27 protein-coding genes and 1 pseudogene are annotated in these 22883 nt (G+C 50.1%); 1 reads left to right on the forward strand and 27 read right to left on the reverse strand.

Annotated elements, in window-relative coordinates:
• Window positions 1-9: 9 nt before the first annotated feature.
• The 27 genes from rplN to LKE33_02375 form a co-directional block, all read right to left on the reverse strand.
• A complete protein-coding gene (gene rplN, locus LKE33_02245) occupies window positions 10-378 on the reverse strand; it encodes a 50S ribosomal protein L14 (protein ID MCH3949748.1) in 369 nt (122 codons plus the stop codon).
• Between the two features lie 39 nt (window positions 379-417).
• On the reverse strand, window positions 418-621 hold the full coding sequence (gene rpsQ / locus LKE33_02250) for a 30S ribosomal protein S17 (protein MCH3949749.1): 204 nt from the start codon (window positions 619-621) through the stop codon (window positions 418-420).
• Window positions 622-712: 91 nt separating this feature from the next.
• Window positions 713-907 (reverse strand): 50S ribosomal protein L29, encoded by a 195-nt coding sequence (gene rpmC, locus LKE33_02255; protein MCH3949750.1) that lies wholly within the window; start codon window positions 905-907, stop codon window positions 713-715.
• Window positions 907-1365: a 50S ribosomal protein L16 gene (rplP, locus tag LKE33_02260; GenBank protein ID MCH3949751.1), complete on the reverse strand. Its 459-nt coding sequence runs from the start codon at window positions 1363-1365 to the stop codon at window positions 907-909. The genes rpmC and rplP overlap by 1 nt, the downstream gene beginning before the upstream one ends.
• Window positions 1365-2045, reverse strand: coding sequence for a 30S ribosomal protein S3 (gene rpsC / locus LKE33_02265; protein MCH3949752.1), 681 nt, complete (start codon window positions 2043-2045; stop codon window positions 1365-1367). Before rpsC ends, rplP begins: the two co-directional genes overlap by 1 nt.
• Window positions 2046-2072: 27 nt before the next feature.
• Entirely contained in the window at window positions 2073-2408 is a 336-nt protein-coding gene (rplV, locus tag LKE33_02270; protein MCH3949753.1) for a 50S ribosomal protein L22, read from the reverse strand.
• A 23-nt stretch (window positions 2409-2431) separates the two neighbouring features.
• A complete protein-coding gene (rpsS, locus tag LKE33_02275; protein ID MCH3949754.1) occupies window positions 2432-2749 on the reverse strand; it encodes a 30S ribosomal protein S19 in 318 nt (105 codons plus the stop codon).
• A gap of 28 nt (window positions 2750-2777) precedes the next feature.
• Complete coding sequence (gene rplB, locus LKE33_02280; GenBank protein ID MCH3949755.1) at window positions 2778-3608, reverse strand: 50S ribosomal protein L2; 831 nt, start codon at window positions 3606-3608, stop codon at window positions 2778-2780.
• 21 nt (window positions 3609-3629) lie between these two features.
• Entirely contained in the window at window positions 3630-3920 is a 291-nt protein-coding gene (gene rplW / locus LKE33_02285; protein MCH3949756.1) for a 50S ribosomal protein L23, read from the reverse strand.
• A complete protein-coding gene (rplD, locus tag LKE33_02290) occupies window positions 3920-4549 on the reverse strand; it encodes a 50S ribosomal protein L4 (GenBank protein MCH3949757.1) in 630 nt (209 codons plus the stop codon). Before rplD ends, rplW begins: the two co-directional genes overlap by 1 nt.
• Window positions 4550-4572: 23 nt before the next feature.
• Entirely contained in the window at window positions 4573-5235 is a 663-nt protein-coding gene (gene rplC / locus LKE33_02295; GenBank protein MCH3949758.1) for a 50S ribosomal protein L3, read from the reverse strand.
• Between the two features lie 12 nt (window positions 5236-5247).
• Window positions 5248-5559, reverse strand: coding sequence for a 30S ribosomal protein S10 (rpsJ, locus tag LKE33_02300; GenBank protein ID MCH3949759.1), 312 nt, complete (start codon window positions 5557-5559; stop codon window positions 5248-5250).
• 174 nt (window positions 5560-5733) lie between these two features.
• Complete coding sequence (gene tuf, locus LKE33_02305) at window positions 5734-6927, reverse strand: elongation factor Tu (protein MCH3949760.1); 1194 nt, start codon at window positions 6925-6927, stop codon at window positions 5734-5736.
• Between the two features lie 41 nt (window positions 6928-6968).
• Window positions 6969-9047 (reverse strand): elongation factor G, encoded by a 2079-nt coding sequence (gene fusA, locus LKE33_02310; protein MCH3949761.1) that lies wholly within the window; start codon window positions 9045-9047, stop codon window positions 6969-6971.
• Window positions 9048-9089: 42 nt separating this feature from the next.
• Window positions 9090-9560 carry a 30S ribosomal protein S7 gene (gene rpsG, locus LKE33_02315; protein MCH3949762.1) on the reverse strand — a complete coding sequence of 157 codons (471 nt, stop codon included), beginning with the start codon at window positions 9558-9560 and terminating at the stop codon, window positions 9090-9092.
• A 44-nt stretch (window positions 9561-9604) separates the two neighbouring features.
• A complete protein-coding gene (gene rpsL / locus LKE33_02320) occupies window positions 9605-9988 on the reverse strand; it encodes a 30S ribosomal protein S12 (protein ID MCH3949763.1) in 384 nt (127 codons plus the stop codon).
• A 62-nt stretch (window positions 9989-10050) separates the two neighbouring features.
• Window positions 10051-10305 carry a ribosomal L7Ae/L30e/S12e/Gadd45 family protein gene (locus tag LKE33_02325; protein MCH3949764.1) on the reverse strand — a complete coding sequence of 85 codons (255 nt, stop codon included), beginning with the start codon at window positions 10303-10305 and terminating at the stop codon, window positions 10051-10053.
• 783 nt (window positions 10306-11088) lie between these two features.
• Entirely contained in the window at window positions 11089-12462 is a 1374-nt protein-coding gene (locus tag LKE33_02330; GenBank protein MCH3949765.1) for a hypothetical protein, read from the reverse strand.
• Window positions 12463-12487: 25 nt separating this feature from the next.
• Window positions 12488-12832: a cupin domain-containing protein gene (locus LKE33_02335; protein MCH3949766.1), complete on the reverse strand. Its 345-nt coding sequence runs from the start codon at window positions 12830-12832 to the stop codon at window positions 12488-12490.
• Window positions 12833-12953: 121 nt separating this feature from the next.
• Window positions 12954-13445 carry a threonine/serine exporter family protein gene (locus LKE33_02340; protein ID MCH3949767.1) on the reverse strand — a complete coding sequence of 164 codons (492 nt, stop codon included), beginning with the start codon at window positions 13443-13445 and terminating at the stop codon, window positions 12954-12956.
• 33 nt (window positions 13446-13478) lie between these two features.
• Window positions 13479-14246, reverse strand: a complete 768-nt coding sequence (locus LKE33_02345; protein MCH3949768.1) for a threonine/serine exporter family protein — start codon at window positions 14244-14246, stop codon at window positions 13479-13481.
• 15 nt (window positions 14247-14261) lie between these two features.
• The gene (locus tag LKE33_02350) at window positions 14262-14954 is read right to left on the reverse strand and encodes a uracil-DNA glycosylase (protein MCH3949769.1); all 693 of its coding nucleotides are present in this window, start codon (window positions 14952-14954) and stop codon (window positions 14262-14264) included.
• Window positions 14954-16912, reverse strand: a complete 1959-nt coding sequence (locus LKE33_02355; GenBank protein MCH3949770.1) for an ATP-binding cassette domain-containing protein — start codon at window positions 16910-16912, stop codon at window positions 14954-14956. The genes LKE33_02350 and LKE33_02355 overlap by 1 nt, the downstream gene beginning before the upstream one ends.
• Window positions 16912-17901: a UDP-glucose 4-epimerase GalE gene (gene galE / locus LKE33_02360; GenBank protein MCH3949771.1), complete on the reverse strand. Its 990-nt coding sequence runs from the start codon at window positions 17899-17901 to the stop codon at window positions 16912-16914. Before galE ends, LKE33_02355 begins: the two co-directional genes overlap by 1 nt.
• Before the next feature lie 14 nt (window positions 17902-17915).
• Window positions 17916-19280, reverse strand: a complete 1365-nt coding sequence (locus LKE33_02365) for a phosphomannomutase (GenBank protein ID MCH3949772.1) — start codon at window positions 19278-19280, stop codon at window positions 17916-17918.
• A 12-nt stretch (window positions 19281-19292) separates the two neighbouring features.
• Window positions 19293-20282, reverse strand: coding sequence for a hypothetical protein (locus tag LKE33_02370; GenBank protein ID MCH3949773.1), 990 nt, complete (start codon window positions 20280-20282; stop codon window positions 19293-19295).
• Window positions 20283-20512: 230 nt separating this feature from the next.
• The gene (locus tag LKE33_02375) at window positions 20513-21079 is read right to left on the reverse strand and encodes a hypothetical protein (GenBank protein MCH3949774.1); all 567 of its coding nucleotides are present in this window, start codon (window positions 21077-21079) and stop codon (window positions 20513-20515) included.
• A gap of 396 nt (window positions 21080-21475) precedes the next feature.
• Between LKE33_02375 and LKE33_02380 the strand changes: the two are divergent.
• Window positions 21476-22666 (forward strand): annotated as a pseudogene (locus tag LKE33_02380) (ISL3 family transposase).
• Window positions 22667-22883: the final 217 nt, after the last annotated feature.

Consider the following 22883-nt stretch of genomic DNA (forward strand, 5'->3'; position numbering starts at 1 on the left):
ACCTCCTTATCAGAGCACTTCCGGAGCCAGGGAAATAATCTTCATGTAATCTCTGTCACGAAGTTCCCGGGCAACCGGCCCAAAAATACGAGTGCCCCGAGGGCTCTTGTCGTCTTTAATCAGAACAGCTGCGTTTTCATCGAAACGGATGTAGGAGCCATCCGGACGGCGGGTACCCTTCGTGGAGCGTACCACAACGGCCTTTACGACTTCACCCTTTTGGACAACGCCACCGGGTGTTGCATCCTTAACACTAGCTACAATTACATCACCGATATTAGCGTATCTGCGATAGGAACCGCCTAACACACGGATACACATAATCTTCTTGGCACCGGTATTGTCGCCAACATTCAGCACCGTCTGTTGTTGAATCATGGTTTACCTCCCTTGCTAAGCAGCGCTTAGCAGTCTATCTTATTTTGCACGCTCAACGATCTCAACAACGCGCCAGCATTTATCCTTGGACAAAGGACGGGTTTGTTCAATCTTAACGACATCACCGATATGTGCGTCATTGTTTTCGTCATGAGCCTTTAATTTAATCGTATGCATTACGCCTTTTTTGTAAAGAGGATGCTGAACCAGACGTTCAATGGCGACCACAACGGTCTTCTGCATCTTATCGCTAACGACTTTACCAGTACGCGTAACACGTAAGTTTCTTTCTACAGCCACGGAATGTTGCCTCCTTGCTTGAATTTAACTCCGATCAGGAGTTAATCTCGCGTTCCCGTTGAACGGTTTTGATCTGGGCAATGGACTTCTTTACTTCCCTAATCTTCATCGGGTTTTCCAGTTGTCCCGTTGCCATTTGAAAACGCAGGTTAAAAAGTTCGTCTTTCAGGCCGGCTAACTTAGCATCCAAGTCAGTGCCAGACATTTCTCTGATATCTTTAGTTTTCATTAAGCTTCACCACCTACTCCATTTTCACGCGCGGTGACTTCGGCATCCAGCTGTTCCTTCGTCACGAAACGGCTCTTGATCGGCAGCTTATTGCCGGCAAGACGCATAGCTTCGCGAGCGATTTCTTCCGTTACACCGGCCATTTCGAACATAACGCGGCCCGGCTTTACAACGGATACCCAGTACTCAGGAGAACCTTTACCACTACCCATACGGCTGCCAGCAGCTTTAGCGGTTACCGGCTTGTCAGGGAAAATTTGAATCCAAACTTGACCGCCACGTTTGATGTAACGGGTCATTGCAATACGAGCAGCTTCGATCTGACGGTTGGTAATCCAGGCGGGTTCCAGGGCTACCAGACCATACTCGCCATGAGCAACTCTGTTGCCACGCATTGCACGGCCTTTCATGCGGCCTCTATGTTGTTTACGATGAAGTACTCTCTTCGGTAATAACATTATTTCGCCCCTCCTTCTTTTGCTTCAGGAGCTTCTTTTTTTGCAGCGACTTTCGTCGGCAGGATTTCTCCCTTGTAGATCCATACCTTTACGCCGATGCGGCCGTAAGTGGTATGAGCTTCTGCCGTACCATAATCGATATCGGCACGCAGCGTATGCAGAGGAATGGAACCATCACGATAGCTTTCGCTGCGGGCAATTTCAGCACCGCCCAGACGGCCGGAGCAGGTAATCTTGATACCCTTGGCACCCAGACGCATCGTGCGACCTACGCACTGCTTCATAGCACGGCGGAAAGCGATACGGCGTTCCAGCTGGGAAGCAACGTTTTCAGCAACGAGCGTAGCATCCAGATCCGGGGACTTCACTTCAATGATGTTGATATCCAGCTTGCTGTCGGTCAGCTTAGCCAGGTCTTTTTTCAGCAGTTCAATGTTGCTGCCCTGACGGCCGATGACAATACCGGGTTTAGCGGTATAGATGGAAATGCGCATCTTGGATTCAGTTCTTTCAATGGCTACACGGGAAATGCCAGCCTGGAACTGTTTATCTTTAATAAAATCACGGATTTTAATATCTTCTAAAAGATACTTTTGATAGTCTTTGTCAGCGTACCATTTGGAATCCCAATCATCGATAACGCCAACTCTGAAACCATGTGGATTAACTTTCTGACCCACTATTCATTCCCTCCTTCTGACAGGGTGTTATTTTTCGGCGACAGCTACAGTCACATGGCTGGAGCGTTTCAGGATCTTGAATGCCTGTCCACGGGAACGTGGATGAATTCTCTTCAAGGTAGGACCCTGGTCCACAAATGCATTGGACACCACCAGATTGTCAACATTCATATTAAAGTTATGTTCCGCGTTTGCTACAGCAGAGCGAAGAACCTTCTCAATCACTTCAGAACCAACTTTCGGGGTATACTTGAGGATTGCGAATGCTTCATTCACGGATTTGCCGCGGATCAGGTTGATGACGATACGCAGCTTCCGAGGAGCGATGCGGATATATTTAGCAACTGCTTTTGCTTCTTCCATCGTATGTATCCTCCTTCCCCAAATTATTTACCGGCAGCCGGTGCAGCAGGAGCAGCACCTGCAGCTGCTGCCACAGCAGCGGCCTTGTCACCATGACCCTTGAAAAGACGGGTCGGGGCAAATTCACCGAGCTTGTGGCCGACCATATCTTCCGTAACATACACAGGCACGTGTTTGCGGCCGTCATGTACGGCAATGGTATGACCCAGGAATTCAGGGAGAATTGTAGAACTGCGGCTCCAGGTCTTAACGACTTTCTTTTCGCCGGCAGCATTAAGAGCATCAATTTTCTTTTTAAGACTTTCTTGGACGTACGGTCCTTTTTTAACAGATCTCGACACTGTTCTGTCCTCCTTTCTCGTAGGCTAATTATTTCGTTCTGCGCTTCATGATCAACTTGGTAGAAGCTTTCTTGTTCTTGCGGGTACGAGTACCGAAAGCACTCTTGCCCCACGGAGTAACAGGACGCTTACGACCAACAGGGGAGTGACCTTCACCACCGCCATGTGGATGGTCGTTCGGGTTCATTGCAACACCGCGGTTAGCAGGACGAATACCCAGCCAACGAGTACGGCCAGCCTTACCAATGGTCAGGTTTTCGTGTTCAATATTGCCGATTTCACCGATGGTAGCACGGCAGTTGATGTGAACCTGACGCAGTTCGCCGGACGGCATACGGAGCAGTGCATAGCTGCCTTCCTTAGCCATCAGCTGAATGGAAGTACCAGCGCTGCGGCCCAGCTGACCACCCTTGCCGATCTTCATTTCCACGTTGTGTACCATGGTACCAAGAGGAATGTTAGCCAGGGGCAGGCAGTTACCAACTTTGATATCAGCCTGTGCACCGCTGACTACGGTGTCGCCGACTTTCAGGCCTTCAGGAGCCAGAATGTAGCGCTTTTCACCATCGGCATAGTTCAGCAGAGCAATGTTTGCGGTACGGTTCGGATCGTATTCGATCGTAGCAACCTTAGCCGGTACATTGTCTTTGTTACGCTTGAAATCAATGATACGATATTGTCTCTTATGACCGCCGCCCTGATGACGAACCGTCATTTTACCGGTGTTGTTGCGGCCGGCATGCTGGTTCAGTTTAACAACCAAAGGGCGATGCGGCTTATCCGTTGTAATCTCTTCAAAGGTGGACACAGTCATGCTGCGTCTGGAAGGAGAATACGGATTAAAGCTTTTAATAGCCATGATTTGACCTCCTTAGACGAATTACATTCCTTCGAAGAGCGGAATTGTATTACCTTCAGCCAGTTTTACAATTGCTTTCTTGTAATCGGAACGCTTACCTTCATATCTGCCCATGCGTTTTACTTTGCCTTCGACACGGACCGTGTTAACCGTCTCAACCTTTACATTGAAGATTTCTTCAATGGCTTGACGGATTTCAGTTTTGTTAGCACCCATAGCTACCACAAAAGTATATTTATTATCCTTCATCATATCAGAAGTCTTTTCGGTAACGATAGGTCTGATGATAATGTCGCGAGGATTAGCAGCCATTATGCGAGCACCTCCTCAATCTTTTTTACGGCATCTTTAGCCAGCAGTACTTTTTCGGCATTCAGGATGTCGAAAACGTTCAGGCAGTCATTGGAGAGAGCCTTGACCTTGTCAATGTTGCGGGAAGATCTTTCAACGTTTTCGTTTTCACCATCAGTGATGATGAGAGCCTTCTTATCAGCAGCTTCAAAGCCCTTCAGCATAGCAACTGCATCCTTGGTCTTCGGAGCATCAAATTTCAGGCCATCTACGACAACCAGTTCACCAGCAGCAACCTTTGCGGACAGAGCGCAGCGGATTGCCAGACGGCGAGCCTTGCGGGTCATCGTAATTGCATGGGAACGAGGGGACGGTCCAAAGATCGTGCCGCCGCCGACCCACAGAGGAGAACGGACGGAACCGGCTCTTGCACGGCCAGTACCCTTTTGTTTCCAAGGTTTCTTACCACCGCCACGGACCATGCCGCGAGTCTTCGTCGCATGCGTGCCCTGACGTTCATTTGCTTGCTGCATCACAACAGCCTGATGAACAACGGGTCCGTTGAATTCTACACCAAAGACGTAGTCCATCAATTCTATTTCTTCACCGGTTTGTTTACCGGTCATATCATAAACTGCTACTTTCGGCATTGTAACGCCCTCCTTTCAATAAATTATTTCTTGTTAACTGCTTTTTTGACATCGGGACGAACCGTGTCTCTCAGCAGCAGGAAGGTACCAGCGGCACCAGGAACAGAACCCTTAACCATGATGAGGTTGCGTTCTGCATCAACTTTGGCAATCGTCAGACGTTGAACGGTAGCACTCGTACCACCCAGACGGCCAGGTAACTTCTTACCCTTGATAACACGGCCGCCAGGACCGGAATGCATAGGACCATTGGAGCCCGGTTCACGATGAGACTTGGAACCGTGTTTCATAGGACCACGTGCAAAGTTGTGGCGTTCAATCGTACCAGCGAAGCCCTTACCGCGGGAAACGCCGATAGCATCAACCAGATCGCCGGCTGCGAAAATGTCAGCAGCAATCTTGTCACCAACCTTGTATTCGGAAGGTTCAGCCAGACGCAGTTCTCTGACAAACTTAACAGGAGCTACACCTGCTTTATCAAAGAAACCCTTCATGGGTTTGTTTACTTGCTTTTCTTTAATATCACCAAATCCGAGCTGAATGGCATTGTAACCATCTGCTTCTTCCGTCTTGTTTTGCAGAACGACGCAGGGGCCGGCTTCTACAACAGTTACGGGAACGAGCGTACCATCAGCTTCAAAAATCTGGGTCATACCTAATTTCTTACCTAAGATTCCTCTAGCCATAGTCGCACCTCCTTACGCTTTGATCTCAATATCAACACCAGCAGGAAGATCCAAGCGAGTCAGTGCATCGATCGTCTTAGGTGTAGGTTCCAGGATGTCAACGAGTCTCTTGTGGGTTCTCATTTCGAACTGTTCACGGGAGTCCTTGTTAACATGAGGGGAACGCAGAATCGTGTAAATGTTCTTTTCCGTCGGAAGTGGAATCGGGCCGGATACCTGTGCACCCGTGCGCTTTGCGGTTTCCACAATCTTGGAAGCACTCAGGTCAAGTGCTTTGTAGTCATACGCTTTGAGGCGTATACGGATTTTTTGAGTCTTTGCCATTCGATAATTCCTCCATTCGCCACGTTTCAATGAACGGACATACTCAGCAGAAGTTCCCTTCGCGATACCGGACCGGAAGCCATCTTCTGCCTCATCGCGGGCCCTTTATGCATAATGAATGAGGGGCTTTGGCCAGCCCCTCATTTTGGGCTTTCAAAAAGTTGTTAAAGAAGATTATTCGTCGATTTCGGTAACAACACCGGCACCAACGGTATGGCCGCCTTCGCGGATAGCGAAACGCAGACCCTTTTCAATAGCAATCGGGGTGATCAGTTCTACGCTCATCAGAACGTTATCGCCAGGCATTACCATTTCGGTTCCTTCCGGCAGGTGAGCTACACCCGTTACGTCCGTCGTTCTGAAATAGAACTGGGGACGATAGCCGTTGAAGAACGGAGTATGACGGCCGCCTTCTTCTTTCGTCAGTACGTAAACCTGACCCTTGAATTTCGTATGAGGATGAATGCTGCCTGGTTTGCTCAGAACCTGACCACGTTCAACTTCGTTTCTTTCAATACCACGCAGCAGGCAGCCGATGTTGTCGCCGGCTTCTGCTACATCCAGGGTCTTGCGGAACATTTCCAGACCGGTTGCTACGGACTGTCTCTTTTCAGTCGTCAGACCTACGATTTCGACAGGGTCACCAATCTTGATGGAACCACGTTCAACACGGCCCGTTGCTACGGTACCACGACCGGTAATCGTGAATACGTCTTCGACAGGCATCAGGAACGGTTTCGTCAGATCGTGCTGCGGAGTCGGAATGTACTTGTCGACTTCTTCCATCAGCTTCAGGATGTTCTTCTTTTGTTCTTCGTCGCCTTCCAGAGCCTTCAGTGCGGAACCTACAACGATAGGAACTTCATCGCCGGGGTAATCGTACTGGGTCAGCAGGTCACGAACTTCCATTTCAACCAGTTCGATCAGTTCAGGATCGTCGACTTGGTCGGACTTGTTCAGGAATACTACGATTGCAGGTACGCCAACCTGACGGGCCAGCAGGATGTGTTCACGGGTCTGAGGCATAGGACCATCAGCAGCGGAAACAACCAGGATGGCACCATCCATCTGAGCAGCGCCGGTGATCATGTTCTTAACATAGTCGGCGTGGCCCGGGCAGTCTACGTGAGCGTAGTGTCTGTTCGGAGTTTCATATTCAACGTGGGCGGTGTTAATGGTGATACCACGTTCTCTTTCTTCCGGAGCCTTATCAATATCAGCATAAGCTTCGAAAGTAGCTTTGCAGCCCGGAGTCTCGGACAGTACCTTGGTGATAGCTGCCGTCAGGGTCGTCTTGCCATGGTCAACGTGACCGATGGTACCAATGTTAACATGGGGTTTCGTTCTTTCAAATTTCTCTTTAGCCATTGTAATATCCTCCTAAATAAGGGGCTTATTCAGCCAGTTCTTTATTCTCCCTTGTTCTTTGCGATGATTGCATCAGCAATGTTCTTGGGGACTTCTTCGTAGTGGTCAACTTCCATTGAGTAGTTGCCGCGGCCCTGGGTCTTGGAACGCAGGTCCGTTGCATAACCGAACATTTCAGCCAGCGGAACGAAAGCTCTGATTACCTGAGCACCGCTTCTGGCTTCCATGCCTTCGATGCGTCCGCGGCGAGAGTTCAGGTCGCCGATGACATCGCCCATGTATTCTTCAGGAACTGTAACTTCAACTTTCATATACGGTTCGAGCAGTACAGGGTCAGCCTTGGCAGCACCGTTCTTGAAGCCCATGGAACCAGCAATCTTAAATGCCATTTCAGAGGAGTCGACTTCGTGGTAGGAACCATCATAAACCGTAACACCGATATCAACCATCGGATAGCCGGCTACGACACCATTTTCCATGGCTTCCTTAACACCGGCTTCAACCGGAGCAATGTATTCCTTAGGAATAGCACCGCCGACAATCTTGTTCTCGAACTTGAAGCCAGTACCTGGTTCGAGCGGAGTGAGTTCCAGCCAGCAGTGACCATACTGACCTTTACCACCGGACTGACGAACGAATTTGCCTTCGCTCTTAACAGTCTTGCGGATGGTTTCACGATAAGCAACCTGAGGAGCGCCCACAGAGCAGTCAACGTGGAATTCTCTTCTCAGACGGTCAACAATGATATCCAGGTGAAGTTCGCCCATACCGGAAATGATGGTCTGGGAAGATTCAGCATCCGTGCGGACACGGAAGGTCGGGTCTTCTTCAGCGAGCTTGCCAAGGGCAATGCCCATCTTTTCCTGGTCGGCCTTGGTCTTCGGTTCGATAGCAACGGAAATAACCGGTTCAGGGAAGACCATGGATTCAAGGATGATCGGATTCTTTTCATCGCAGAGGGTATCACCGGTGGTGGTATCCTTCAGGCCAACGGCAGCAGCGATATCGCCGGCGAATACTTCTTCGATTTCTTTTCTATGGTTGGAATGCATACGCAGGATACGGCCGATACGTTCTCTCTTGCCTTTTACGGAGTTGTAAACGTAGGAACCGGCGGTCAGCGTACCGGAATATACTCTGAAGAATGCCAGACGGCCAACATACGGGTCGGTAGCAATCTTGAAAGCCAGGGCAGCGAACGGAGCATCGTCGCTGGAAGGTCTTTCTTCTTCCTCACCGGTCTCAGGGTTGGTACCTTTGATCGGGGGAACATCGGTAGGAGCCGGCATATAAGCGATAATGGCATCCAGCAGAGGCTGAACACCTTTGTTCTTGTAAGAAGAACCGCAGGTTACAGGGAAGAGTTTGCATTCGCATGTCATCTTACGGATGGTGGCGTTGATTTCATCTTCCGTCAGATCTTCGCCTTCGAGGTACTTTTCCATCAGGTTATCGTCGCCTTCAGCAACGGCTTCGAGCAGGTTCTGACGCCATTTCTGAGCAGCTTCCACATATTCATCCGGAATCGGTTCAAATTCTTCGTCTTTACCAAGTTCATCGCCGTATATAATAGCCTGCATCTTCACGAGGTCAATCAGTCCGACGAAAGTGTCTTCAGCGCCCATCGGGATTTGAATAGGTACTGCGTTAGCACCCAGACGATCCTTCATCATCTGTACTGCGTTAAAGAAGTCAGCGCCCGTCGTATCCATCTTGTTGATGTAGGCGATACGAGGAACGTTGTATTCTTCTGCCTGACGCCATACCGTTTCAGACTGAGGTTCAACACCGCCTTTGGCGCTGAATACAGCCACGGAGCCATCCAATACACGCAGGGAACGTTCTACTTCAACGGTGAAGTCAACGTGGCCCGGGGTGTCGATAATGTTAATGGAATGGCCTTTCCAATGGCAGGTCGTAGCGGCAGAAGTAATCGTAATACCACGTTCTTGTTCCTGAACCATCCAGTCCATCGTAGCGGCGCCGTCATGAACTTCGCCGATCTTATGGGTTTTACCGGTGTAGAACAGGATACGTTCCGTGGTCGTAGTCTTACCGGCATCGATATGAGCCATGATACCGATATTTCTAATTTTATCTAAGGGAAACTCTCTGCCCACAGATTACTCCTCCTTGTAATAGGGATCTTTGTAAGTAAGATCTTACCAACGATAATGAGCAAATGCTCTGTTTGCTTCAGCCATCTTATGCGTATCTTCACGCTTCTTGACGGCAGCGCCCGTGTTGTTGGCGGCGTCCATCAGTTCACCGGCAACACGTTCGCACATGGTCTTTTCACCACGCAGGCGGGAATAGTTGACCAGCCAGCGGATACCCAGAGTGGTTTTGCGGTCAGCTCTGACTTCCACAGGAACCTGGTAGTTAGCACCACCGACGCGGCGGGCTTTAACTTCGAGAACCGGCATAACGTTCTTCATGGCAGCATCGAAAACTTCCATCGGATCCTTGCCGGTCTTGGAATGGATCAGATCGAATGCATCGTAGACAATGCGTTCTGCAACGCCCTTCTTGCCGTCGAGCATGATCTTGTTGATGAATCTGGTTAACAGTTTGGAACCATATACTGGATCCGGTAATACGTCTCTTTTAGTTACAGGACCTTTTCTTGGCATCTGTAATTCCTCCTTCGTTATAAATCATTCAGTGCGTTCAGCCCTTATTTCTTAGCTGCTTTCGGACGCTTAGCGCCATACTTGGAACGGCCTTGGTTGCGGTCTGCAACACCAGCGGTATCCAGTGCGCCGCGAATGATGTGATAACGAACACCAGGAAGGTCCTTGACTCTTCCGCCTCTGATCAGAACAACGCTGTGCTCCTGCAGGTTATGGCCAATACCAGGAATGTAAGCGGTTACTTCAATACCGTTGGTCAAACGAACACGAGCAACCTTCCGCAGAGCGGAGTTAGGTTTCTTCGGAGTGGTGGTGTACACTCTCGTGCAGACACCGCGCTTTTGCGGTGAATTTTTTAATGCTGGCGCCGTTGATTTTTGAGTAATAACTTGTCTACCTTTACGAACCAATTGGTTAATTGTAGGCATTTCGGCACCTCCTTTCTCGAGAATAAGATTTAATGATATGCAAACCCTTCTTGCGAAGGATTTTACCGGGATGAAAGTACTGCGGCAACAGCAGCACCGACGTGTATTCCGCAGGTCTTGCCAAGCTCCTGCATCGTCACTACCGTTTCAACCGGAATCCCGCGGCTCTCACATAACGACCTGATGGGCGCCGTCACATGCTCATCGGCATCCTCCGCGAGGAGAACGCCAACCGCCTGATTCCTTACGATTGCCTTCTGCGTTTGTTTGATGCCTGCAACTGCAGGTGCACCCTTTTTTACTTGCTCCAGCAGCATTCTGCACCTCCGAGAAGACATAGTTGCCCCTTGTGACACTCGTGTATTGTAGCATTACATCCCACCGGTGTCAAGAAATTTATACGCCTTTTGCGCCTTATTTTATGCGCTTCTTTGTTTACACGGTTCCTAGTGTATCATGTATACCGGTCAAGGACACGGAATCGCTCGCCGAAAGGGATTTTTCTGTGCATTTTCGCAAAAATTACGAGATAAATCAATTCAGATTGTTACGCTGTCTTATTGTAATTTTTAATATATTTTATTTTATCTATTCAAAACTTTCATAGACTTTTTTGAAAAATGGACTGCGAAAAAATAAAAAGCGCTTTTGGCATATGGCATTTAGCCATAGATTATTGGTACTATCCTCCATCACTTCGTGATTCTCCCCCTTCCGACTTCGTGGAAGGAGGTTATAGAGGAATTCCAAACCTTACGGTTTGGCTTAAAAAATGGACTGCAAAAATGAAATTTCATTTTTTGCAGTCCATTTTCACGTGCCGCTGGTCGCCGGTCGCCTTAGAAACAAAATTGCTTCAGCAATTTTGCTTGAGCGAATTAAAACAGCTTTGTAAATTGGATTCACAAAATAACAGCCGCTTTAATTGACCAATTCCTGTTATCCTACTGAATACCCACCGCAAGCGGTTCCCCCTCTTATTCGCAAAAACCATGCGAACAAGAGGGCTGGTGCATCTATTTTTGTTTATTTAAAGTAAGGCCGGCATAAAAAAGCAGTGAAGAAATTTCATTAAAAATTTCTCCACTGCCTCTTTTAGTTTATTCCTTAATACCTGCCGCTTTTTGGTACGGAACAAGGCTGGGGCTCTTTACGTGTCCCGGAGTTCCCAAAGGATCGTAAGCTTCGCGGTAAAGAACGCCGATTCTTGTCATCTCCGGACGCCCCTCCCCGAGAAAGACAGGGCCTCTCGTTTCGCTTGCCTCAACGGCAGCGCGCCGGGCCTTGCTGTCTTCTTCCGGTGCCAGGGCAGCCTTTTCCCTGGGGGTCACCGTAATGGACAGCTCCTTGCCTTCCTTCGTCTTAAAAAGGAATGTCAGAGGCTTGTTTATCGGTGCGTAATCCATCATGTACGATGCGAAATAAGCCTTTTTCGAGACGTCCGCTCCATTGATGGAAAGCAGTTTATCGCCCTCCTTGACAGGCAATAGAGCAGGAAAATCCGCCGTGTTGACGCTTTTTACCTTGGGATTACGACTTTGGTCGTTTCCTGCCAGGGTGATGCCGTAGTCGTTATGAGGAAGAAGTGCCTGATAGGTAAGGCGTGCAGTCCGGAATACGTGATTTGTAAAATCATCGTCCGCACCTGCCGAGAGGATTGACTGACCGGGCATGTAGCCATATTTGGTGTGATAGCCCGGCGTAATAATCAGCCAGCTGAAGTCAAGGTCAAGGTAAGTCCCGTCGTCCTGAGGGCGGAATACAGCCAGTGCTTCTCCATCGTTATGGTAGTTCCGGCCGATATAAGCACTCACAGGATTTGCTCCAAAAGAGTAGACGAAAGGATCCAGCAGGGTATGGGGTTTCCCCTCTGCATCGTTCCATGCGTTCAGGTTTGCGAGAAACGCATCGCGCAGTCTTTCAGGACTGACGCCGGGGTAATAGACACTATACATAGGGCCGTACGGAGCAAGGTCTTTCCGCTCCTTGAGAGCACGAACGCGCTTCGGAAAGTCTTTGAGTGTTTCTTCAAAGAGCCTGCCGTTTTCCTTCGGCGCTTCGAGCTTCCATTTTTCATGGCTTTCCATCGCTCCGTCCATGATCATACCGGGGACGGAATACCACTGATCCAGACCGGTGTCCACTTTGCCCACACGGCTGGTCAGAGATTCGTCGACGGGAAGGTCATAGCGCGTTTTCCCGTCCGTAAGGGTAAGCGAGCCAAACTTTCCTTCGTCCTTGCGCGAAAGGTCCTGCGCACGCAGGTACCAGGTATTTGAAGCAGGTACAAACTGGAATTCAAAGGTAACAGAACTCAGCGGAAACGTCATCCGCCTGATCTCGGTATTCCCTTTTTGGACCAGCACCCCATCACGGTCATGAAAAATTGCAGCAAAAGCCCTGGGGAAGCAGGTAACAATCCCCAGGGCCGCAAAAACGCAGGTAACTCCGAATTTTTTCCAGGACAGCTGCATAACAAACCTCCTCGGAGAAAATCATTCAGGCGAGAGTATTCGCAATCAAGGCAATGAATACCAAGTCTTCTTTACCGGTATTCTTCAAGCCATGGGTGCCTCCGTCAGCACAGAAGGTGACCGTGCCGGCCTTCACAGGAATCTTTTTATCTTCGTCGGTGTACTCACCTTCGCCCTGAAGCAGGTAATACGTTTCATTGTTTCCGACATGCTGATGGATAGGCACCGCATCGCCCGGCTTCAGGGTAATGCGCGCAAACAGTTTATTGGCGCCGCCAAAAGCTGCCGGATCCATGATGATATCTTTGACGATATCGCCGGTTTTCGGATTTTTCGTGACTTCTCTTTTCAGCGTGGTAAATACTGCCATAATAAGACCTCCCAAACTCTTTCATGATGCTTGTGATAAGCCAAGACAGGCCGCAGTTTACGGCCACGAAGAAAGGAATTTTTACCCCTTCATGGTTCTATTCTACTCTTTTTCCTAAAAGTTACAATCTTCCGATATGAATGCCGTGGGATGCAGCCTTGCTGACCAGCGCCTTACTGGTTTTATAGACCTTGGCCAGGCCCGAAACCAGAAGGATGCCCATGGCGATTGCCGTCGCGTCAAGGGCGGCCGAGACAAAAGTATGCATTCCCATGCTGTAGCCATTCAGCATGGTGTAGTTCATCGCACGGTACAGCGGCAGTCCCGGTACCAGCGGGATGACGCCGGGGATGGAAAAAACGGGAACCGGCTGCCGATACTTGCGGGCAAAGACTTCACTGCAGATGGAGAGTGCCACCGTACCGGCAAAGTTGCTCAGCATGGAACTGACACCGAAACCGCTGAGCAGCACGATATAGACTCCGAAGCCCACGGCTCCAACGAAGCCGGCCTGCCAGAGACATTTTTTAGGACAGTTAAAAATCTTGCCGAAAGCCACCGTCCCGAAAAAGGAGCAAATGGTTTTCACAATGATAGAAAACAGAACCGACATGGATGCCTCCTACCCATAATCCATACGTGGAAACTACATATACAAAATCCCAAGGAATGCCGCAATCCCGATGGCGATACCGCCGACCAGGAAGATGGCCTCCCCTGCCCGGCTGGTTCCGCTGATGAGATCACCGGCCATAAAGTCCCGGATGCCGTTGGTAAAGGCCATACCGGGCAGATACGGCATGATAGCACCGCCGATGGCTAATTCCATAACCGTCTGCGGTACGAGCAGCCTGAATAAATACGTAACAATACAAATAATGACACCGGCCATGGTCGTCTCCCAGAAGCTGCTGGGATGAAACGGCCGGACAAGACAGATAAAGGCCATCGAAAGAAACGATCCCAGAAAACCCGCCAGGAATTCATACGGCCCGCCGCCGATAACTCCGGCAAAAAAACCACCGGCAAAGCCCGACCACACCATGCTGTACAGTGCGCTCTGGGGCGGCCGGTTACTCAGTTCGTCGAGCATGGCCATTGTTTCGGAGAAACTATATTCCCACTCAGGCATATGGTACGACATATTATTGACTTCACTGATGAGTGTCAGGTCCGTGCCGCGGCGTGTTACACGGGATACCATGCTGGCCGCGTCCGTCGACTCGTCCCCGATCATGATCCATGAAGGCGTACTGATAGCGGCGATATCGGTGATGCCGCCCTGAGCACAGATCCGCGCCATCGTGTCCTCGACGCGGTATGTTTCGGCACCGCTCGTAAGGAGCAGTTTGCCGCAGGTCAGGGCAATCTTCAGCACTTCTTCCTTACTCATGCTTTTAATCGTACTTTCCATGGCTCAAATCCTCACTTATTTCTCTGCAAAAATCCGGTTCACGGCTTCCCGGAACCGGGCTGCCCCGCCCATCGAAGGATGCGGCACAGCCGTGCAGGGGACGCCGTACTTCTGGAGCGTCCCTTCGCTTTTGCGTCCGATGGCAATCACCTGCATGCCCGGAACAAGTTCGAGCAGCATGCGGGCAAAAACGATACCTTCATCCAGTTCGGCCGGAACCGGCGTCCGATTGGTCAGCAGGGAATCCCCTTTATAAGGATGAAAGGGGAAGATATTCCACAGAATCGTCTGAAAAGGAGCCAGACCCTGTGCGGCCAGTTCTCCCCACATAACCGTTGCGGTCGGTTCGTTAAAACCCCTTTCCCGCTGCATCCGGTTTAAAAGCGGAGACTCCGGATTGCTGGTCCGCCGGTAATCCCAATCCTCCCCGAGCACCACTTCAGGCCGCACGGTAGGATGGTACCCCAGCAAAATCCGTTCACTTGTCATGGCCATACCGGAAAAATGACCGCCCTGGTACCCAAGGCCTTCGGCGATGAACAGATACTTTGCTTTTGTACGCAGCGACAGATACCGTTTCAGATTAGCAGCCCGGATGACCGGTGCCTCCGGCCCGATATCGCAGGAAGGATCGTAATCTGCCCACGGATTAAAAGCCTTGTCGCTGTGGTACTGCTGCAAGGCTGTAAGCAATGTTTCGATATCCATTATTCCAATGCCTCCATGAGGGCTTCCCATTTATCCATAAGGTCGTCGAGAATTTTCTGCTGGTCTTCGTACTCTTTGGCAAGCTCCCTGCTTTTAGAAAGGTCGGCCTGGTTTTCCGGATCTGCAATCTGCGTGCTCAGCACCTTCTGCAGTGCCTCATACTCACGGATTTTCAGTTCCACATCAGGCAGCATTTTTTCTGCCTCGGCAGGGCTGTAACGTTTTTTAGGGGCTTCCTGCTGCTTTTCCTCTTTGGGAACCTGCTTTTTAACGGGTTCCGGCGCCTTTTCCGGAATCTTCTCCGAAGCCTTTTCCTTTTTCTTCGGTGCCGGCTGAGATGTCATACTTTCCCTCTCCCGGCGCTTATCGCGCTCTTCCAGGTAAAAGGCATAATTGCCGGCGTAATTGACCAGCGTGCCGCCTTCCACGGCCCAGATCCGCTCTGCTACTTCATTGACCAGATAGCGGTCGTGCGTGACGAGCAGCACCGTGCCGTCAAAGGTTTCAAGTGCTGCTTCCACAGCTTCCTTGGCTGCGATATCCAAATGGTTCGTCGGTTCATCAAGAAGCAGACAATTGGCCCCGTCCATAACGAGCTTTAAAAGCACGAGCCGTGCTTTCTGGCCGCCCGAGAGAGAACCAATCGTCTTAAATACATCTTCGCCGTGGAACATCATACTGCCGAGCAGCCGGCGCGTTTCTTCGTCCGTCAGCCCGTACTCGGTCAGGAAGTTTTCCATGATGGTCTGCTCCGGCTTCAGGCGTTCGTAGCTCTGTGAGAAATAGCCGATCTTCACCCGGTTGCCGACTTTGGCTTCGCCGTGAAGGGGCGGAATTTCCTGCAGGATGGTCTTGAGCAGCGTTGATTTCCCGCTGCCGTTCGGCCCGATAACAGCGCATTTTTCGCCCCGACGCAGCACCAGATTCACATCTTGTAAGAGCAAACGTTCCGGAAATCCTACATCCAGGTGCTCCAGCATAATGACCTTTTCAGCCGATTCAGCCGCATGAGGCAGGCGCAGTTCGAAGGTTTCTTCCTTAACAGGGGCGTCGATGCGCTCCAGGCGGTCCAATTGGGACTGCCGTCCCCGGGCCATTTTGCTCTTGATGCCCGCCTTGAAACGACGGATATAGGCTTCGGTCCGGCGGATATAATCCTGCTGGGCCTCGTAGGCCCGCTCCTGGGAAAGGATCTGAATATCCTTCTGCTCCAGATAACGGGAATAATTACCCTTGAAACGGTGCAGCGTGCCGCCTTCCATTTCAAGGATACTATCCACGACCGCATCCAAAAAGGCGCGGTCATGTGAAATGACGAGCACACCGCCGCGGAACTGGCGCAGATATTTTTCCAGCCATTCCGACATAACAATATCGAGGTGGTTCGTCGGTTCGTCAAGGACCAGAAGGTCCGGGGAATTTACCAGCGCGGAAGCAAGCATCAGGCGCGTCTTCTGACCGCCCGACAAGTTGTCCGCCCGCCAGTCCCACGTATTTTCCGGGTACCCCAGACCAATCAGGACCTTTTTAATATTCGCTTCATAGTGGTATCCGTCCAGGTGAGCATACCGGGCTTCTACCCGGCTGTACTTAGCCAGTACGTCCTTCAGCTCATCACCCTTTGCTGTACCGCCGGCTGCCTCGAGTTCCTGCATCTGCTGCCTCAGGCGCAGAATATCCGGACAGGAACGCTGCATGAATTCACGGATAGTTTCTTCATGAAAATCCTCAAATCCCTGCTGCACATATCCGACGCGAAGCTCTCCGGCAAATTGAATGGTGCCCTTATCGGCAAAGGACGGATTCATCAGGCAGCGCATGAGCGTCGTCTTGCCGCTGCCGTTCACACCGACAAGGCCCACTTTCTCGCCCTGCCGGATGGTAAAACTCACATTATGGAAAATATCATGACTGCCAAAGCTTTTCGCCAGACCGTCTACTGTAACCAGAATATCCATTACTCGTCATATCCATGGGGATGACCGCTGTGCCAGCGCCATGCCGTGGAAACAATTTCCTCGATTGTGCTGTGCTTGGGCTCCCAATGGAGTTCCTTCATAATTTTATCGGAAGAAGCGATGAGCTTAGCCGGATCGCCGGCACGCCGTTTTTCTTCCTTGACCATGAAATCACGGCCTGTTACTTTCTTGACCGTATCGATGATTTCCCGTACGGAAAAACCATTCTTCGTACCCAGGTTATAGACGCGGCTGTCCCCGCCGTTTGCCAGATGATCCAGTGCCAGCAGATGGGCAGAAGCCAGATCCTTGACATGGATGTAATCCCTGAGGCAGGTACCGTCCGGCGTATCATAGTCGGTTCCGAAGATGGAGATAGCTTCCCGCTGTCCCAGTGCAGCCTGGATGGTCAGCGGAATGAGGTGCGTTTCGGGGCGATGATCCTCCCCGATATTTCCCATAAGGGAAGCACCGGCTGCGTTAAAATACCGCAGCGCCACATAGCGCATATGGTAGGCCATGCTGTAATCGGAAAGCATTTTTTCAATCATCAGCTTGGTCCGGCCGTAGACATTCGTCGGATGCAGGGGCATATCCTCCGTAATCGGCACGGAAGAAGGTTCACCATAGACGGCGGCCGTAGACGAAAAGACAATATTTTCGACACCGCTGACACGCATAGCTTCAATGAGGCCCAGAGTACCTCCGACGTTGTTGTAATAATATTTGGCCGGATTCACCATGGATTCACCCACCTGGGAGCTCGCGGCAAAATGCAGCACCGCATCGATTTCGTATTCCCCCATAATGTGCTTCAGGAAGGGGACATCATGGATATCCCCTTCAATCAGCTGCACCGTTTCCGGCACAGCATCAGCGTGACCCGTACTAAAATTATCAAAGACGATGGGCTTGTAACCGCTCCTGGCCAGGTCTTCCACCACATGGGAGCCGATATAACCGGCGCCGCCCGTCACCAATACGTTCATTCAGTAATTCCTCCTCAGGCTTCTTCTCCCTGAATCAAATCCAGGAGTTCCTTTGTTTTTTGTTCAAGCAGTTCGCGGTCACCGCGGGTTTCAACATTCAGACGAACCACCGGTTCCGTATTGGACTTCCGGATATTGAAGCGCCATTCGTCATAAACCACACTGAGTCCGTCCAGACGATCCTGGATGCCCGTGGAAAAATGTTTTGCCAATTTTTCAATAACGGCATCGGCGTCTGCCACCTTGCGGTTGATTTCGCCGCTGCACGGATATTCCCGGATGCGGGCATCCACCATTTCGGAAAGAGTCATACCGGAAGTGGACAGCAGGGAAATCATCAGCAGCCAGGGAATCATACCGCTGTCGCAGTAGGAGAAGTCGGCAAAATAGTGATGGGCACTCATTTCACCGCCGTACACTACGCCATCCTTACGCATGCGTTCCTTGATGAAGGCATGGCCGCTCTTGCAGCGAACCGGCTGTCCGCCGTTCTTTGCAATGATTTCTTCCGTATTCCAGGTAAGGCGCGGATCATAAAGGATCTTGCAGCCCGGATTCCGTTTCAGGAAATATTGGGCAAAAAGACCTACCAGATAATAGCCTTCGATGAACCGGCCATTCTCGTCAAAGAAGAAGCAGCGGTCAAAGTCACCGTCCCACGCGATGCCGAGATCGGCGTGGTACTTCTTGACGGCTTCGGACGTTGCCGCACGGTTATTCGGCAGCAGCGGATTCGGTACCCCGTTCGGGAAGTGTCCGTCCGGTTCTGCATTGATAAAGGTAAAATGGCACGGCAGATGAGAAGCCAGTTCCTTGACAATAGGGCCGGCTCCGCCGTTACCCGGGTTTGCCACGATGTTCAGCGGTTTAATGGCAGAGATATCAATATAGCCAAGCAGGTGCTTGATATAATCCGGCACGATGTTGACGGACTTGCACGTTCCCTTCTTAGCCGCTTTCGGATACTTGCTCTCGAAATCAGGATCGGAAACCATTGCGGCCAGTTCCTTCAGGCCCGTGTCTGCAGAAATCGGGCGCGCACCGGTACGCACCAGCTTCATACCATTGTAATCGGCCGGGTTATGGCTTGCCGTAATCATCATGCCGCCGTCAGCCTTAAGATGTGCCGTAGCAAAGTACATCATTTCCGTACCGCACTGTCCCAGATCGGATACATCGGCACCGGCATCGCAGAAACCGCGTACAGCTGCTTCCGTCAGTTCCGGTCCGCTGAGACGGATATCATGACCGACTACGATATGTTTTGCTTTCAGGAATACGACAAGAGCACGGCCCAGGGCGTAGGCCAGCTCGGCGTTGACCTCTGTCGGGACAACTCCACGGATATCATACGCTTTGAAACCTTTTGTGCTGATCATAAAAACTCCTCCTTATCCTTGATATGGCAATGCTTCCTGCGGCATCAAATCGCTGGCCTTGGCAAATACTTCCCTCAGACCGGATGAGTTGATGACTGCCAGACTGCCATTTTTAATAACAATATCTTTGCGCGTCAGTTCGCGCAGTACAAAGCCAATGGCAACCATATAATTGAGGCGGTCTTTCTCCTCAAGGGTAAACTGCTCATAATCTTGTTTCGTCTTTACCACATTTTCCAGGAACTCACGCTGCTCTCTGTGAGCCTTTTTAAGCGCCTTGATATACGTCAGCACGTGCGTCACAACATTCTGCAGGCGTTCGGCGCGGCCTTCAGCCTCGGCCAGGAGCAGGGACTGCCTGTCTGTTTTGGATTTAAACCGTTTAGCTTCCGTCCGAGTGATTTTCTTCTTACCGTGTTTCCCTTTGAAATACCCTTCCGGCAGCACCTTCGGAAAATTCATAACAGCGCTCAGTACCTGTTCTTCATCGATGGGACCGACTTCCGTCGTATAAAGCGGCTGATCCATGATTTGTTCCATGATGAGGCGCGACTCGCCCTCTTCCATGGCAGCCTGACTGTAGTCGCTCGCGGCACCGCCCTGCAGGGCCAGGATGGTCAGCATCCCCGTCCCTTCTTTATCCAGATGCTTGGCGTAAATCTCCTTCACTACAGCCACGACTTTCTTCAGTTTGCGAAGCGTCTGCGGCAGCATATGAAGATTCTTATGGCTCTTATACGTAAAATGACCAGGCAGGTTTTCAATCGAACCAAACAGATTAAAAGCCTTCTCATAGCAGAGCCAGGTGGTCAGCTTGGCCGCGCCCAGTTCTTCCACAAGCGGGAGCAGTTTTTCCATCCTCTTGTAGAACTTAAAGCGCTCTTCATTATATCGATCCGTAGCTGCCTTGACGACAGCTTCAGGACTATTCGCATTCATATACATCTTCAGTCCGGCAGCACCGACACCGGCCGCTGCCCACACAACCAGCGGAATTGGCATACAAATACCTCCCTCAGCAGCTTAGCCCCGTTCTAAGTCTGTATTTCTTTAGATTATAATGCATAGAGCAAGGAGTAGTCAAAACTCCCGTCCGCCAAGTTTTAAGGGGAGGAAGAGCAGTAACTGCCCTGATAATGCCCCCTTTTGGCAGCATCCGGAAGTGATGAACAATAGTGTGAAAAAAAGTACCTTCGCAGGATGTGCTTCCCACGAAGGTATTTCGGCTTTCCTTATTTTACATCCTTCAGTTTCATGTTTTTAGTCGTCAGCTCATCTGCTACCTGATCGGTCATTTCTTCAATCAAGTCGCCGACGCTCTTATCCTTGCTGCTGCGCGTATCTACCATGCGGTAAAGCGGCTCATCATTTTTCGTGACAAAGAAAGTCAGGGACACCAGAGATTCAACCGGATCTCTCTTATCTTCCACAGCCTTGGCAGCTTCTTCTCCGGAAAGCGGCACTGTGCCGGCGTAATTGACGATGGTCTGCATCGTAACGGTACGGCGCAGGTATTTATCCGGCAGCATGACGGGGTTGTTGTAAAGATCCACGCCCTCATCTTTCAGAGACTTTTTAAGATTAATGTAAGTCAGACGAACCGCATCATCGTCCCGCGTAAAGGACGGATTCTGTTTCACAAAATCACTGTCCTGCTTTACAAGCGTCTTCAGATAAACGACTTTCAGTTTGTTGTAGGCAAATCCTTGTGCTTTTGCCCCATTTCTTTCCGCGCTTACCGTAAACGGCACGGCAAAAAGGCAAACAAACAGAGTCAGCACAGCCAATATCTTTTTCATGAGAATCCTCCTTGAAAAATCTTCTATATTCGTCTTATTCTACAACGAATACAAGTTTCTTTCAACGTGAAAGTGGGAAAAGCCGCTGGTCGCATGTCGCTGGCCGCTGGTCGCTCTGGAAGAAGCAAAATTGCGGTTCTTCACGGAAATTTGTGGACTAAAAGACATTTGACTATTGAAAAAGGACATTAACTCCTCCAAAATATAAGCGACGAAACCATACCTTGGGAGGAGAAAATGTCCTTTACTAATTACACTATTCAAAATAATGCAGAATGTCAAGATGTCTTTTACAATGTCTTCATGCCAGAAGACCCTTTTGATGACAGCCAGGAAATAGTTGTTTGCAGTGAAAAGAAATATACCGACTTCCGTTGTCCCAAATGCGGTCAGAAAATGTATTCCTACGAACCATTTTCCACCTACTTGAAAAGCTTCCCTGCGTATCCTGAGCATACCAGGATGATCCGCTTTGAAGGGCATCGTTTCCGTTGCTCCTGCTGCCATGCAACGATCACTGAACCTATTCCTTTTAAATATCCCGGAACTCGCATTACCATGAGGGCTTCCCTTTGGATTGAGACGCTGCTTCGTAATGGAATCCCTGCCAATGCAATTGCTAAGATGTCAGGAATTCACTGGAGCACGATTCGCTATGTCCACAAACAGCTCATGGATGAATCTCTCGATAAATATGAAATGGAATTGGAGCTGACCTCTTACAAGCCCCGTTTCCTGGCCATCGATGAGTTTGCTATCCATAAGGGACACACCTATGCCACTTGCGTCATGGATTTAGCGACAGGTTATATTCTCTGGGTCGGCAGAGGTCGGGCGATAGCTGACTTCGAGCATTTCTTCAAGGAATATGATCAGACAAAGCTGACAGAGGTCAAGGCAGTCGCCATGGACATGAACGCTTCCTACAACAAGCTGGTACAAGAACATCTGCCGCAAGCTAAGGTCGTGTATGATCGTTACCACATGCAGGCTCAATTTGGGAAGGAAGTATTAGGTGTAGTAAGACTTGATGAGGCCAGAATGCATAGGGATAAAGCCAACGACATGCAAGAAGCATTAAAAGACGCAAGTGCTGAAGACAAGCCGGCTTTGAAAGAGCGGATATCCGAGGAAAAGAAGAACTACCGCACATTGAAGAAAGTCCGCTGGCCGTTACTCACCAATGAAGATAGGCTGAATCCTAAGAGCAAAGAAGCGTTGCAGGCCATCTTTGCAGAGCACGAGGATCTGGCAATATGTTATTCCATGAAGGAAGAGATGGTAGCCCTCTATGAATTAAGGGACTATGACAAGGCTCTTGCAGGATGGAAGCGCTAGTTTAAAGCTGCACTAGGCAGCGGGATTCCGGCCCTGGTTAGGTTTGCTAAGATTAAGCTGCCAAGGATAGACGGTCTGGTGAACCATGCCCTGTACCCGATAAACACAGGGAAGCTTGAGGGTTTCAACAACAAGATTAAAGTGGCCAAAAGAAGAGCGTACGGATACAGAGATGATGAGTACTTTTTCACGTTAATTCGCTACCTCTCAATTCCGACCGTAAGAGGTATACTCCCGAAAAAAACGTGAAGAACCAAAATTGCTGCGGCAATTTTGCAGGGAAGGAATAAAACAGGAGCAGAAATTCAGGCTACCGTGAAAAGCTACGGATTGCAGCAGGCTATCCTCCGCCACTTCGTGGCCCCACCTCCTTCCGACTCCGTGGAAGGAGGTGACAGAAGAAAAGGTACATGACCACAATGAATAATCATTGTGTTTATGTACCTTTCAAAAAAAGCCGCCTGCA

The organism is Acidaminococcus sp. (assembly GCA_022482815.1).
Classification (GTDB): Bacteria; Bacillota; Negativicutes; order Acidaminococcales; family Acidaminococcaceae; genus Acidaminococcus.